General features: G+C 42.2%; 16 protein-coding genes. 9 read left to right on the plus strand and 7 right to left on the minus strand.

Features of this window, described 5'->3' with window-relative positions; all coding sequences use genetic code 11:
- Positions 1-23 precede the first annotated feature (23 nt).
- Entirely contained in the window at positions 24-1202 is a 1179-nt protein-coding gene (locus tag ACLHR0_RS11565) for an OprO/OprP family phosphate-selective porin (RefSeq protein ID WP_436486678.1), read from the minus strand.
- A 71-nt stretch (positions 1203-1273) separates the two neighbouring features.
- On the minus strand, positions 1274-2350 hold the full coding sequence (locus ACLHR0_RS11570; protein WP_436486680.1) for an HAD family hydrolase: 1077 nt from the start codon (positions 2348-2350) through the stop codon (positions 1274-1276).
- Between the two features lie 757 nt (positions 2351-3107).
- Between ACLHR0_RS11570 and ACLHR0_RS11575 the strand changes: the two genes are divergently transcribed.
- Positions 3108-4511 (plus strand): hypothetical protein, encoded by a 1404-nt coding sequence (locus ACLHR0_RS11575; protein ID WP_436486682.1) that lies wholly within the window; start codon positions 3108-3110, stop codon positions 4509-4511.
- 17 nt (positions 4512-4528) lie between these two features.
- Here ACLHR0_RS11575 and ACLHR0_RS11580 read toward each other — a convergent pair whose 3' ends face one another.
- The 5 genes from ACLHR0_RS11580 to ACLHR0_RS11600 form a co-directional block, all read right to left on the minus strand.
- A complete protein-coding gene (locus tag ACLHR0_RS11580) occupies positions 4529-5260 on the minus strand; it encodes a DUF6000 family protein (RefSeq protein ID WP_436486683.1) in 732 nt (243 codons plus the stop codon).
- A 164-nt stretch (positions 5261-5424) separates the two neighbouring features.
- Positions 5425-5994: a glycosyltransferase 61 family protein gene (locus ACLHR0_RS11585; RefSeq protein ID WP_436486685.1), complete on the minus strand. Its 570-nt coding sequence runs from the start codon at positions 5992-5994 to the stop codon at positions 5425-5427.
- A gap of 136 nt (positions 5995-6130) precedes the next feature.
- A complete protein-coding gene (locus tag ACLHR0_RS11590; protein ID WP_436486687.1) occupies positions 6131-6607 on the minus strand; it encodes a hypothetical protein in 477 nt (158 codons plus the stop codon).
- Positions 6608-6705: 98 nt separating this feature from the next.
- Complete coding sequence (locus tag ACLHR0_RS11595; RefSeq protein WP_436486688.1) at positions 6706-7788, minus strand: serine hydrolase domain-containing protein; 1083 nt, start codon at positions 7786-7788, stop codon at positions 6706-6708.
- 8 nt (positions 7789-7796) lie between these two features.
- Complete coding sequence (locus ACLHR0_RS11600) at positions 7797-8642, minus strand: AraC family transcriptional regulator (RefSeq protein WP_436486690.1); 846 nt, start codon at positions 8640-8642, stop codon at positions 7797-7799.
- A gap of 86 nt (positions 8643-8728) precedes the next feature.
- On the opposite strand from ACLHR0_RS11600, the gene ACLHR0_RS11605 reads away from it, so the two are divergent.
- The 8 genes from ACLHR0_RS11605 to ACLHR0_RS11640 all read left to right on the plus strand — a co-directional run bounded on the left by ACLHR0_RS11605 (position 8729) and on the right by ACLHR0_RS11640 (position 14275).
- Positions 8729-9295 (plus strand): short chain dehydrogenase, encoded by a 567-nt coding sequence (locus tag ACLHR0_RS11605; RefSeq protein WP_436486692.1) that lies wholly within the window; start codon positions 8729-8731, stop codon positions 9293-9295.
- Positions 9296-9300: 5 nt separating this feature from the next.
- Positions 9301-9801 (plus strand): lipocalin-like domain-containing protein, encoded by a 501-nt coding sequence (locus ACLHR0_RS11610; protein ID WP_436486694.1) that lies wholly within the window; start codon positions 9301-9303, stop codon positions 9799-9801.
- A gap of 54 nt (positions 9802-9855) precedes the next feature.
- The gene (locus ACLHR0_RS11615; protein ID WP_436486696.1) at positions 9856-10530 is read left to right on the plus strand and encodes a helix-turn-helix domain-containing protein; all 675 of its coding nucleotides are present in this window, start codon (positions 9856-9858) and stop codon (positions 10528-10530) included.
- Positions 10531-10590: 60 nt separating this feature from the next.
- On the plus strand, positions 10591-11037 hold the full coding sequence (locus ACLHR0_RS11620; protein ID WP_436486698.1) for an ester cyclase: 447 nt from the start codon (positions 10591-10593) through the stop codon (positions 11035-11037).
- A 13-nt stretch (positions 11038-11050) separates the two neighbouring features.
- Positions 11051-11590 (plus strand): hypothetical protein, encoded by a 540-nt coding sequence (locus tag ACLHR0_RS11625; protein ID WP_436486700.1) that lies wholly within the window; start codon positions 11051-11053, stop codon positions 11588-11590.
- A gap of 110 nt (positions 11591-11700) precedes the next feature.
- Entirely contained in the window at positions 11701-12447 is a 747-nt protein-coding gene (locus tag ACLHR0_RS11630; protein ID WP_436486702.1) for an alpha/beta fold hydrolase, read from the plus strand.
- Between the two features lie 68 nt (positions 12448-12515).
- Positions 12516-13487 (plus strand): helix-turn-helix domain-containing protein, encoded by a 972-nt coding sequence (locus tag ACLHR0_RS11635; protein ID WP_436486704.1) that lies wholly within the window; start codon positions 12516-12518, stop codon positions 13485-13487.
- A 122-nt stretch (positions 13488-13609) separates the two neighbouring features.
- Complete coding sequence (locus ACLHR0_RS11640; protein ID WP_436486706.1) at positions 13610-14275, plus strand: Crp/Fnr family transcriptional regulator; 666 nt, start codon at positions 13610-13612, stop codon at positions 14273-14275.
- Positions 14276-14415 lie beyond the last annotated feature (140 nt).

The raw sequence follows: 14415 nt of genomic DNA on the forward strand, positions 1-14415 counted from the left end.
AAGTTCTGGCGAATTAACAATAACTATAATGAGATATCCCATTGCAACCTGAACCGCCATTGATCAGCAGGCATGCCGCCTGTTTTGTCATAATTGAAATAACTTACCTCAGCTGTTACTTTATTTTTATGCCCGTTAAAAAACCAGTTGGCAGCAACAGAAGTCTCCCGCTTCTTTGTTTGATCGGCTTCCCTGTTAGGCATATAGCCGGCGTTACGGGCCGCTACTTCCAATGGTTCCGGCCACCAGTTCACCAATTGATGAAAGAAAAAACCCGCCTCCACATAATATCCATGAAGGTTATCAGTTTTGTTATTAGCGTCCCTGTCGATGATTTGCTTCCAGTGAAATTCTGATTGCCAGCTAAAACCTTTGTACTTAAATGCTGTTTCTATGTTGGCTTGATTTACACGGTATTGCCCGGGAAGTCCATTCTCATATCCTTCAAGAGATCCTCCCCCTGCCTGGGAAAAACGTGTATATGGACTTCTGTTTGTGATTCCGGATATGGCTATTTCTGCAGCAGGATGCTGATGGATCTCCAGGTCACTGCCTTCAAAATCTAAATAGGGTCCTAAGAAATTCCATTGTATTCTTCCGAAATACATCAGGTGATTATCATCATTCTCCCTGCTGCCACGGCCTGTTCCCGTAGCAACAGCCACCCAATAATTAAAATTTACCAGTCCTTTACCTTCAATATGGCCATGGATTGATGCTCCCTGTTGCCTGTCGACCGTAAAGGCCCGGTTTATTACCGAGCGGTCCACCATTTGCTGCTCGCCGCTGCTGATCCTTCTTTCCCTGGTGTATTCAACTTTCCATTGACCCACCTGGAATTTCAGCCACTCCCATTTATCTATAGTAATAGTAAAATTAAGAAGATTTGCCTGGCTCAATTCATACTCCCAGTAATACTTCAACCAGGGTTTAAACGCATGTCCCCCTACTTTCAAACGCGCCCTGTTTATACTGAATGTCGCAGCCCTTTTACCGTTGAAGTCATCGAATGTAACCGGGTCCTGGTCTTCCGGCGCGGCAAATCTGAATTGAAGCCTGCTTTGTATTTGTAACAGGAACTTATTGTCCCTGGTCCTGAATTCAAATCCCTTTTCACCATACTTTACGGGGATATAATTATTAGAAGTGTCTATGTTGTTCTCCTGTCCCAAACTATCCAGGCTTAGGAAAAATAATATCATGGCGATAAGAAATCTGTTAGGGGCGATGAAATACATATGCTGCTCTTTAGATCCCAATCCAATGGAACTACCTATTCACCCTTCTTCCCTGGGAAAACAGTTTTCCAGTCAATTTTCATATCTGCCACCAGCCATTTTCTTTGTGTGGCCTCATCCAGTCCCTTATCCAATTTACCAATAGACGACTGCCGGTCGTATGCCCATTCCCGCTCTGCATCGGTATGATGTACATACAGTTCAAGGTTAGGGTACTTGTTTGATGCCGTCCACTGAAGCATTTGCAGGTCGCCATCCGAATTCCCACAGGCCAAAACGGGTTTACGTCCTATGAATTTGTGGATGCCCACCGGCTTACCATCATGATCGTCTATAAAATCCAGCTCCGCCAGCTTCACAATCACCGGGTTGCCGTTATTATTATCAAATTTGGCTTTGATGCTGCTTCCAACAATCTGATCTTTAGGGATACCATAAACTTTCTCCGCCCATGCCCTCATAAAATCTATACCTCCACCGGATACAATAAAAGTTTTAAACTGGTGATCCTGCAGATACTTTATCAGTTCCAGCATTGGCTGATAAACCATCCGCGTATAATGTACTTTCTTTACCGGGTGCAAAGCGGTATCCATCCATTGCTGCACAGATGAATCAAACGCAGTGGTATTCATACCTGCATGGGTGGCGGCCATAATCTGAAGAATACCTTTTTCCCCCTGCTTCATAATCCCTGCCATATCATTGTTTAACACAGATTTGAAAGGCTCTTTGGTTTTCCAGTCAGGATGAGCCGGCGCCATAGATTTCGCTTTATCCAACGCGTAAAAAAGCTGGAAATACATAGGCTGTTCCGCCCATAGGGTACCATCATTGTCAAAGGTGGCAATTCTGTCTGCTACGGGAATAAAATCGGCGCCAGCAGCATTGGTAACATTACTCACATAACTAATGATCCTCTTTTTAACCTCTCCATCGTTCCACGATGGCAATGGATCTTCCGTACTCAAAGAGTCTATTTTCCCATTGCTATTGCCGCTGGTACCGGCAGTTTTGCTTTTACATGATACCAGCACTGACAGGGAAATTACGATTGCTGCAAATGAAATTATCTTGACTAAAAGAGCCCATAACATTAACTTCTTACCCATGGTTTCTATTTTAAATTAGTTCATTGAAAACCTTAATTGCGAAGATGCTAAACCATGAATATGCTTAAGTAGGTGGGATGAATGCTAAAGGTTGTGTATGCCTGGGAATAGCGTTGCTATGAGATAGCAGTTCTATTTAAACATTCATAATCACTTTTTGTTTAAAACTTAATAAATGTGGGAATGGGTAGAAAAACAGTTATTAAGAGAAGTATACCAGTGGTTAGGTGCTTAGCATACGAAATTCTCTCAGTACCGGATTATAAAAGTTTTTGTTAAAACACTTTGAATTACAAAGTACTTTTAGTTACTTTGTAATTCAAAGCATTTCTCTCACTTAAAAAGGCGGGATCATGAAAATTTCAAGAAAAAGATTTGTTGTCCTCTTCCTCATTGGTGGATTTGCCTTTCTTTCTATATACAACGTAATTTTTCGGTCAGTCGTCCGGCTCATTCCTGAAAACGGAGCGTCTTTTATGAGCACGGAATCACTTACTGGCTGGAAGAGCATAGTATCCACAATGTTGTATCCTGTTAAAATTGTTCTGGCGGGTCCCATTCTTCCACTTATGAATCTGCCGGATCCTCCACCCCCATTCCTGGTTATTGGATTTGCTCTCTACTGGACTATATTGGCGCTCGCAATTCATTATTTTATTGGAAAGATTAAGCGCTCCCGACTAAAGGCATGATGATTCTTTTTCGTATATTAGGTTTGATAATCAAAATTGTATCCCAATAAAAACCGGTCCCTCAAATGTTTGATAATCATAACCGTACTGATGTTGCACAACCCCCTTCCCGTGCAGCAGCAAACCATCATAGTTCATCTGGCATTTCGCGGCCATCCATCCACCCCTTTCAGCGTAAATTAGCACATGAAGCACCGTTATCTCATTCAATAGATCAAAACAACGCTATTACTCAGGCAAAAACAGCCGGCAATGTCGTGCAATTTACGAACAGGAACAAGGAAATGGCAAAAGGAGCTGGCATAGGGGCATTGGCAGGGGCCGGAGCTGCCGGAGTAAGTGCTTATTTAGGCGTTTCGGCTTTAACAGGCCCCGTTGGTCTGGGTTTGGTAGGGATGGGAGCTTTGGCTGGAGGCGCATACAAGTATTATCAGCAATCCTATGCCAATAAAGAAATGGAGCGCATTGAAAACGGGCAGAAAGGCTTATACAAGCGTGTTCAGGACGCATTTGATAACGGGGATATTGACAACAGCGCTTTGGATGCACTAGATCACTTACAACAGGAGCATTTAAATCTTGTCGATTATGTTCATCGTATGAATTTAGATCTCCCCCTGCCCAAAGATGCTAAATTTACGCCTGAACAAACTAAAACGGTCCAGCAAAATTGGAACGCCCTGCGTAATGAAACAGGTATCATAAAAACAAATAAGGATGCCACACCTGAATTTAAGAAGGAATTAAGGGCGATGCATGCCAAACTTCTTTCTCAGCCCAATGGAGCTGAATTGCTAAAAAGGTTGCTCGAAACAAAACAAACGCTTGAAATAAAACAAAACAAAGCGCCCAATCTGTCCAGGAAGGAAAAACAGGAAAGGGTATATCGTAAGCATGAGATAAATAGGGAACTAAAGCAATATGGACCCGAATTGGAAGAGATAATAAAGCAAAACAAGGAGAATGTTGAGCGCGCTGAAAAAGAGGAGACTTTAGATGCCTATTTTGATTCAGAAATATATACTAAGCTTATGTCCAGGAAAAGAGAACTTGAGGAGCAGGTTGGCAGCCGTGAAGTAGAAAAGGATAAATATAATTCTTCCGTTGCTAACGCAGATCCTGCCGGAAAAGATGTTGAGCTAAGAGAACGGATAAAAGATAGTGAAATGGTGAATGAAGATAAGGATCATCATCCTATCCCTGCTCCCGGATTTATTGTTTATGGACATGAACTGATCCATATTTTAAATTCACGGGTCACAGGCAAGGATCTTAAATCTCAAACTCTTGGCGACAATTGGCACAATAAAGACGAAAAGCATACGATTGAAGGAATACCGGAAGAAGCTACCGTGCATAATATTACCGAGAATAAATTGAGAGACGACCATGGCCTGCGCAAAAGGGAATGGCATACTGGAAAATCCCGGGAAGAATTGGAATATGAACGGGACAAGAAGAATAAATAAAAGCTTTCAATTCTCACTCAGTCTTTTAAGCGCTCGAAGATGGCCATATGCCCCGTGAAGAAATCTGTTTTAAATATTGCTTCTTTTGGGGCTGCCGTTTCCGCCTTTTCTTCGCCAAAGCTTTTACCTGTTACAATTTCCAGCATCCTGGTAATACCCGAAACAGATTTTTTATTGATCCGTGCCCTTTCTAAACTTAACTTTTCCCAGGCTGGTACGTGTTTGGCAAAGTGATTGGTTTGCTGTTGCTGATCCAGGTACAACAATGCTTCCATGACCGTCTGCTGATCAAAATACAGGGAAGGTGTGGTCAGGTAATGATCAAGATACTGATGCAGGTATCCGATACTTTTCTCCGTATTAAAATAAGTAAGGGTAAGGGCGTAGATATGTCCTACGCAGCACACTTCACTTTTCAGCAAATGAATACCTATGATATCGATGAATTCCGTATAACCTTTAATGGCAGCAAAGTAGGCCCCTACCAGTCTTGTACGCCAGTTGAAGTCGCCCAACAGTTCTTTGGTTATCTCCCGGGTGATCTTTCCTTTTATTTTCTCCAGGGCGACGATCCAGCTTTGATCATTTTTCAAGTTAATTTCGAGATAATATGGCGTTACCCAATCCTGGAGGAAGCTGGCAGAGAGTTCCTTTGAATTTTTATGATCAGGCAGTTCATCGAAGGGGTGAGTATGCCTGATGGTAGCACCAGCAATGTGCAGCCGGATCATTTTATCCTGGTCGTTCATAGTATAGGGAATGAGATTATGTGGCGTAAATGTACAGAATCATATTCAATAATTATTCAATACAGCATCATTCTCTAAACAAGTCCCTAATAACATGAACATGTTATTGAACCTTAATGCTATTGCTACTTTCTTTGCTCCTTCAATGAAACCATGGATTTAGCCTAAGCCGCTATCAAAATCTGTTGCTTCCAATCAAAATCTTCAAACCTTATTATGCTATAACCATTACTTTTAACAATATCCAAAATTACTTCTTCATTCAGCGCCTTTCGATACCTGGCCTTATCCCTGGTAACATAAATTTTGTCGTTGGCAATTGGAACGCTCAGCCTGGATAAAATAAAACGCTGCATTTCCTGCATCACCTTATCATTCGTGTACCCGGTTAAACAGGTATGGGTGACAATCGACAGATGCTTTGCCTTGACAAGCTCCCGCTCTTGTATAAATTCAATTCCAGCCGGGTTTAAGTCGAAAAACTCCAAACTCGCCAGGCCAATATCTCTAATGTATGCTACATCAGGAAGCAATAAAATATAATCTTTTACCAATTCCCTAATCGAAAACAGGCGGGGGATTACGTCGCAGAACCAATGATAATGTGAATGGGACCATTCATCAAAAGCCAAAAGATATTTTCCGTTGCCCAGGGTTCGTTTTTCCCTGTTTACAGGCATTTCCCTGTGAATCACATAGCTATCTAAAATGTGTTTTATCTGGTCCTCTTTCAATGGTAATATAATTATCGGGAATAATTACGAAGATAAAGCTTAGCCGTTATTACTACATTACAAATTATTTCTTCTGATATCTGGATTGTGTATTTCGGTAATATAAAAAATTCATGCCGATCTTTTTATCAAAGTACTATACATTCCCAATAATCTTCTTCCAGTGTGACAATTGAGCCGGCGCTTTGGAAGCCACTTCTTTCAAAAACTGCTCGGCAACTTTCTGGAATTCTTTCTTCAGATCAGAAAGTGGAAAGGTTTTGTTGCGCCATTTTTTACTGCCGCTGCCGCCGCCACCTGAGATAGCTGATTCAACAATGGAAAAGGCTACCTCGTTCGGTTTAACCAGCACAAATCGAAAGGCGGGTTGCCCCTGCTCCCCCTCATCATAGGTGTATTCGGTATCTTTTCCTGATTCGAAGTTGCGGACGACTGTGCCCAACACATTGAGCCAGGCATTCAGGCATACATCTCCCTCTCCAAAATAGCCCAGGGCGGGTACCACCTTCTCATCGATTATGATCTGTAAGCGACCGTGTACGTGCGAAAAATGATCGGTGTTTGCGCTTGGAATGGGCCTACAGCTGCCCAGTCCTATTCTTAATTGTCCCATACCGGTAAAAATAAATATTTATCCTGATTCCCAAAACAAGAAAAGCGATCACGGTTAGTGCTGGATGACAAATTGTATAAGAAAGAATCACCATGATGCTAATTGGAGAAGAAGTGACTTTGTTTCAACGTTTTTAGTATCGCAGTTGTCAGCCGGTAAAGGTCGCCGCCTGCCTGGTCGTCTTTTTCGTTAGTAAGCAGGATAATGGCTGCCTGCTCATTTGGATATAGCGAACAAAAGCTCCGGAATCCATTAGTACCTCCATCTATCCTGATATAATAATCCCAATTCCTTGTCCTGCCAATTGCCCATTGAAAGCCGACAGCGTCTTCCTCCACGTTACCATAAATAACCCGGTGGGTGAGTTTTACCGCAGCATCTTTTTCAGCGAGTTGGTAGTCAGCATATTTCAACATATCATCTATGCAGGAATGAAGCCCTCCTGCGCCTGGAAAAGAAACCTGTACCGGCTGTGCTTTTTCACCACTGGCAGTATAACCGTCAAGTTTTGCAGCAGCACGATTTACAAATGTATTTGTCATGCGTAGCGGGCCGGTTATATAGCGGTTGATCAACGTTTCAAAGTCCACCTGGTAAATATGTTCCAATGCATAGCCCAATAACTGGTAACCTACGTTGGAATAGGCATATTTTAACGTCTTCAAACTATCCAGTTTGATTTGCTGCAGGTGATCCAGGAAATAAGCTTCCGTCATTGGAACCGATATGTCACCATCCGTAAAACTATTTGGAAACATCGCGGTATGACTCAGCAAGTATCCCACGCGTACCGGTTCCCCCGATGGATATTGAAGTGTGGGGAAATTTCCAGGCAAGTACTTCCGGATATCTTCATCCAGTTTCATTTTGCCTTCGCCGATTGCATGTGCCACCAGCAGGCCCGTAAATGTTTTAGTGATAGATCCTATCTCATAAATTGAGTTGGACCGTGTCAGCTCTTTTGATTCTGGAGCCGTTTGCCCGTAGTTATAGCGATAATGACGCTGATGATATATTACCCCGATGGATATACCCACCCTCCCTGTTTTACTTAAATATAATTTTGCCGAACGATCCACCGTAGAATCCAGTTGGGTTTTTAAGGGATTGTTGTTCAACACCTGAGCTGAACAGTTGAGGTATACTCCAAAAAAGGCGATAATGATCCCGATTCTTTTCATGGCTATTATTATACTTTCTTTCCTGTTTTCTTAAACGCTGTAGGACTTACTCCTTTATACCTTTTAAAAATACGGTTTAAATGACTTTCGTCTGTAAAGCTAAGCTCATAGGCAATTTCACTCATGCGCATATCACTATGTAATAGCCTGGTTTCCACTAACCTGATTTTGTAATGCGTAATATAGCTCTGAAGTGTTTCACCGGTTTGCTTTTTGAAATACCTGCCCAGGTAATTTGTCGAAATATTAAAATGACGGCTTAAATTCTCCGTTCTGAGTTTCTCCGATTCAAAAATGTTTACTTGTATATAATTCAATATTTCCAAAATTGGCTCACCTGTATTTTCCTTTATATTCTTGGGCAATTTTAACGCAATATTTCTTGCTACAACCGTAATGATGGTACTGATAACCTGTTCTGAAATACGGGTATAGTAGATCTGTTGCCTGGTGTGCTCATCAAGGATCGCATTTACCAGTGAAAAAATAAAAGGTTTATCCGTTTTATTTTTTAAGATACACCCGGGCCTGTGACTGGCATTTTGTAAAATGTATGTTACATGCGTCACCGTATCCTGGTCCTTACCCGATTTTTCCCTGATATATGATTCATTAAATCTTAGAAAAAAGAAACTGGTCTTTTGGTCAATATCAAAAGAGTAACTATCCTTTGGCGTTAATAAAAATAAATTTCCTTTCCGGTATTTAAACTGGTGGTTATTGACAAACTGTACGCCGGTACCTTCCATAATATAGATGAGCTCAAAGAAATTATTGCGCTTTACAGGTTTTTCGAAGCGCTGTAACTCCTTCCATTCGATTTCATATTGTTGATGTAAGGTTCCTCCCGGCATGTTGTAAAAATACAAAATTAGCGTAATAATGTACAACCAGCATGACAATCTCCTTGTATACATTTGCTCATATAAATTCTAATAAGATGAAAATTCTAATAATTGGTGCGGGCGGCACTATTGGTAAGAAGGTTACTGCGGCGCTGAAAGCGCATGAAGTCATCACCGTGGGGAGAAACACCGGGGATATTATGGCTGATATCTCTTCTCCAACTGCCATGGAAAGCTTATTTAAACAAGTGTCAGATATTGATGCGATCATTTGTACTGCCGGCGATAGCGTTACGGGTCCCTTGCCGGAGATGAATAAAGCGCAATTCATGGTTGGCATTGAGCAGAAGTTATGGCCACAGATTAACTTAGTGCTTTCCGGCATGAAGTATCTGAAGGATAATGGTTCGATCACGCTTATATCCGGCAAAATGGGTGAACTTCCTGCTAAAGGTTCGTCGGGAAAAGCATTTGTAAATGGAGCGATCAACAGCTTTGTAATGGCTGCGGCGCAGGAAATGCCCAGGGGAATCAGACTGAATGCTATCAGCCCGTCTAAAGTTTCAGATACTGGCGGGGATGAATTAATAGCGGCTTATGTAAGATGTCTTGAAACAGCAATAAATGGGGAAATTATAAGAGTAGGTTATTATAAACAGTAATTAAAATGAAGCATATTCTATATCTCGTTTTTACGATGTCTGTCTCTTTTGTACAGGGCCAAGATAATAAAGGACTATCGGACCAGCACCAATTCTGGGGCACCTGGTCGCTTATCTCCGTTGAAAATATAATCGCCGATGGCAGTAAAATTGCTCCTTATGGCGAACATCCTGTAGGAATGCTCGTTTTTACAAAAGAAGGAAAATACGCCATCCAGATATTAAAAGCTCACCGGAGTAAAGTTTTAGCCAATGATAAAGATAAAGCTACCACAGAAGAAAATGCGGCGTTAGTACGGGGAAATAACTCTCATTTCGGAACCTATACTATTGATGAAAACAAACAGGTAATTGTATTCAATATCCAACATGCTTTTTATCCAAATTGGGAGGGAATTACGCAAGTACGTACTTATTCATTGAAAGATAGTATTCTTACATATACCGTGACTACACCTACAAGCGGAGGCGCTGCGGTGGCGAAGGTTGTATGGAGGAAAAATTAACAAATAATCATATCTTACCGGGGTATTTACAGCGGAAATATGCATATAAACTATATGGATTTAAATAGCGGAGTGGCAGGTTTTTCACAAAAGGATTACCAATTAAAGCGTCATGCCCATTTCCCTATCGAAGTAGCTTTCAGCTTATCAGGGCAGTTAACTATTGAAACCGATACCCACAAATATGCTAATATTCAATCTGCCATTATTAATTCAAATGTGCCGCATACTTTCAGTTGCCTGAACAGTGAATGCCAGCTGTATTTTATAAACCCCGTGTCTTATACCGGGAAGAATATCCTGAAATCTTACCTTAGCCATAACGAAGACATTTTAATTGATCCTGTTGAAATTGAACCTTTCAGGGAAAACTATATACTCGCTTCTGAAAATCAACATCCGGCTTTAAATGACATGGACAGCAGGGTGCAGCTAATCCTGGACTGGATAAAAGCGAATTATGCAACCGACCGGATAAATATTGTCAGGCTTGCTGAAGTTGCTTTTTTATCAGAAAGCAGGTTATCACATCTATTTAAGAAGGAAGTAGGCACCTCTATTAATCAGTATATCTTATGGAAAAAGATTGAAATGGCTATAAAACATGCACTGGAAGGCTCCTCCCTCACCAGGTGCGCCTACTCTTCCGGTTTTGCGGACTCTTCTCATTTTATTAAAACATTTCAGAAAATGTTTGGCATCTATCCATCTTTTGCCACCAAAAAATAGCAGGATTATACAATTTATCTTGTCGGCGTCGTCCCAACTTTGCTTCTAAACAGCACAAAGATGACCGACACAATAACAGCCATTAACAAGGCAATCGTTCAACGACTGTACAAGGAAGTACTGGTGAACTGGAATATGTCACTGGTGGAGGAGTTTGTTGCACCTCATTTTATATCTCACGACTGGCCGGAAGGCAGCCCATCAGGTCCGGAAGCATTCCGGACTTACTATTCAACCGTCATACGCTCCGTATTACCGGACGCCCGCTATGAAGTGGACGACCTCATTGCAGAAGGGAACCGGGTAGTAGTGCGATGGAGGCTTTTGGGGACCCATCAAGGCAACTTCCTTGACATCGCTCCCACAGGCAGGTTTATCACACTTGAGGGTATTGCCATCTACCGCCTGGAAAACAATAAATTGGCAGAACGCTGGGTGGTCACCAATCTGCACGGGCTACTTGAAAAAGCAAAAGACACTTCATCAGCCAACGTAAAACAACACTAAAACACAAGATATCATGTTATATAAAATTGCGCTATTCTTACACATTATAGGGGCTTTAATGGTATGTGCCGCCATTGCTATTGAGTGGCTTTGCATCATCCATTTCAGGAAAACAGCTAGTATGGACCGCATTAAGGAATCGCTTTTCTATTATTCCAGGATAGGTATCATCGGCGATATAGGAGCGCTCCTGATTCTTGTTCCTGGCATATATATGATGGTCTCCGTTTGGGGTGATGCCAGGTGGGCTATATTTGGTTTTTTGGGGTTGATACTCATAGGCTTAATTGGCGGTATCATAACAGGGAGAAAAATGAAAAAAATCAGGAAAATAATGAAAGAGAATAATGCGCATTCGCAGGAGTTAGAAAAACTTATAAACGATAATTCACTGTGGTTTTCTATCAAAATGCGAACAGCAATTTTCCTGGGGGTTATTTTTTTAATGACTATAAAACCTGAACTGGAGGGTTCCATCATAACGATATCCGTATCCATCATACTTGGAGCGCTTCCCTTGCGGATGAAATATGAGCCATCTGCTGCCGGGTAATACGCTCCAACCTCATATTTTGTTACAACTAAAGCAGATCCGGTTAGGTCTGGCACCCGCCTATTCCGGAATTTTGTCATCTCAAACAAGAGATTTCAATCAAACATTGTATGAAAAAATTAATCTTTATTTTAAGCATGATCCTCTCTTCCTTCGCGTACGGACAGCCACACCATCCCCGTACTTTTCTCTTCGTTCCCGGTGCATGGGACGGTGGCTGGGACTACGCAAAGGTGGATTCCATTTTAAGCGCACATGGCGACATCGTTTACCGCCCAACACTTACAGGCCTTGGAGAAAAGGTGCATCTCTCCAACCCTGATATCAACCTGACCACCTACATCCATGATATACTGAATGTGATCAGGTTCGAGAACCTGCACAATGTCATCCTGGTGGGTCATAGCTATGGCGGCATGGTCATTTCAGGCGTGGCGGAGCAGGCGCCTGACCGCATCCAACAGCTGATTTACCTGGATGCAATGGTACCTGACAACGGAGAAAGTGCAAAAGACGTGTGTGGCGACCTCTGGGAGCCAATGACCAAAGGCAATATCAAAGACAGCATGGTGCTTTATCCTTTTGGTCCCACAAAGCTTACTCCGCCGATGGATGTGCCACAACCATTGAATACCTTTACTGAACCGCTGCAGATCAGCAACCCCATGGTTAAAAAGATTCCAACCGCCTTTCTCCAGATGACGAAAGACGGTAAGGGAAGTCCGGCACACGATAAAATGGGAATATTGAAAGCCAGGGCAAGAAAATGGAAAATCTATACACTGGAGGGCGGACACTACTCCATGCGTGAGCAACCGGAAAACCTGGTAAAAAAGCTGGAAGAGATCGTACGGTAATAGCTCCCGGGGAAAAGGACGGGTATATGCCTGAGGCAATCTTAAACCATTTATCAGTAACTTAGGATATGGAAAACAGGGTGATACACCGGATAAAAACGATCAGTGAATACCATAAGGTAATGGGCCTTCCCAAGCCGGAACATCCGCTGATCAGTATTGTGGATTACGGGTCTATACAGCTACCCTGTAAAGCGAGTATGGGTTTCATGTTCGACTTTTATACCATCCTTATCGACAGGGATTTTAAAGGCAACATGAAATACGGGCAGCAGTCGGGTGACTTCGAGGAAGGCGTACTTTTTTTTATGGCGCCAGGCCAGGTATTTGAAGTGAGTGTTGAAGAAGCGGAAAGCATCAACCGCTCAGGCTGGGTATTACTCATCCATCCCGATTTCCTATGGAAAACTACGCTGGCAAAGAAAATCAGGCAATACGACTTTTTCAACTATACTGTGAATGAGGCGCTGTTCCTATCGGATAAGGAAGAGAAGTCGATCCTTGCCATCATGGAAGGCATGGCGCAGGAGTACCGGAATAACATCGACAAATTCAGCGACCCCGTGATCATTGCGCAGCTGGAACTGCTTCTGACATATGCGGAGCGATTTTACCAGCGGCAGTTCATTACCCGCAAAAAATACAGCCATACGATCCTCGACCGCTTAGAATCCTTACTGAATGAATATTTCAACAGCGACCGGCTATCCACAGAAGGAATACCCACCGTTAAATATGTGGCCTCCTCATTGAATGTTTCTGCAGGATACCTCAGCAACTTACTGAAAGTGCTGACCGGCAAAAGCACACAACACTACCTCCAGGACAGGCTCATTGAAAACGCAAAGGCGCAACTATCTACTACGAATCAGTCGGTGAGTGAAATTGCCTATGGATTGGGTTTTGAACACCCGCAATCATTCAGCCGGCTGTTCAAGTTAAGGACTAATTTGTCGCCTTTGGCGTTCAGGGCAAGCTTCAACTGGAATGCGGACGCTGAAGGATCAACAGTTCATACTAAAAATGAGGTACTAAACTGATCCGGAAATAACATCATCGGAATATAGGCATTTTGAACCGTTTGCATTCCGGTGCAGACGGTTCAAAATGCCTATATTTATATAACGCGTCAATTGAATCATCCCAAAACATACGCATTGCTATGAAAAGAAAGCATCATGGCACAAAGGTGCTGCATATGGTTAACGCCACGTCCCCGGAAGTTCAGCATTATTTTGAGATCATGTTCAAAGATTTAAAAGTACATCTCCCCTTTTTCTCAGACGCATTAAAAAACGCTATTATCGATAGCTGTGAAGTATGCTCTTTTAAGAGGAATGCTATCCTGCTGGACTATGGCGAAACCTGCCGGTACTGTTATTTTTGCATTAAAGGACTGGTTACGGGAAGATATATAAAAGATGGGGCTGAAAAGGCGAAGTGGTTCTTTGCAGAACATGATATGATTATTTCGGTAAAGAGTTTCTTTAACCAGGTAGTTAGTTTGGATAAGCTGGTTGCCAAGGAGCCTACTATATGCCTGGCTATATCTTGGGAAAAACTGGAAAATATTTATGCCGAATACCCCGAGTTCAATAAGATAGGCAGGAAACTAACGGAGCACTACTATGAGCTTGCAGAGGAAAGGGCCATGTGGATCAATTACACTGCAGAAGAGCGTTACCACCTGCTTTTTAAAGAATATCCCAAACTGGAAAACCGGATAACGGATACAGATCTGGCCTCCTATCTTGGCATCTCCCGGCAGTATTTAAGTGCTATCAAAAAGCGCTGTATAAGGAGTCCCAGGCAGCGGATACCCGGATAAAAAATTGTCATATATCTTAACAATCTTCTCAAATCAGCCTCCTAATTTTGAAAATGATAAAATAACCCTGCTGTCTTCAGCATCTCCTTATGAGTATTCAGCGTTTTTCACCTCAAAATAAGATATCCATGATTACTCAA

The sequence above is a fragment of the Chitinophaga sp. ARDCPP14 genome (assembly GCF_051362515.1).
Lineage (GTDB): Bacteria > Bacteroidota > Bacteroidia > Chitinophagales > Chitinophagaceae > Chitinophaga.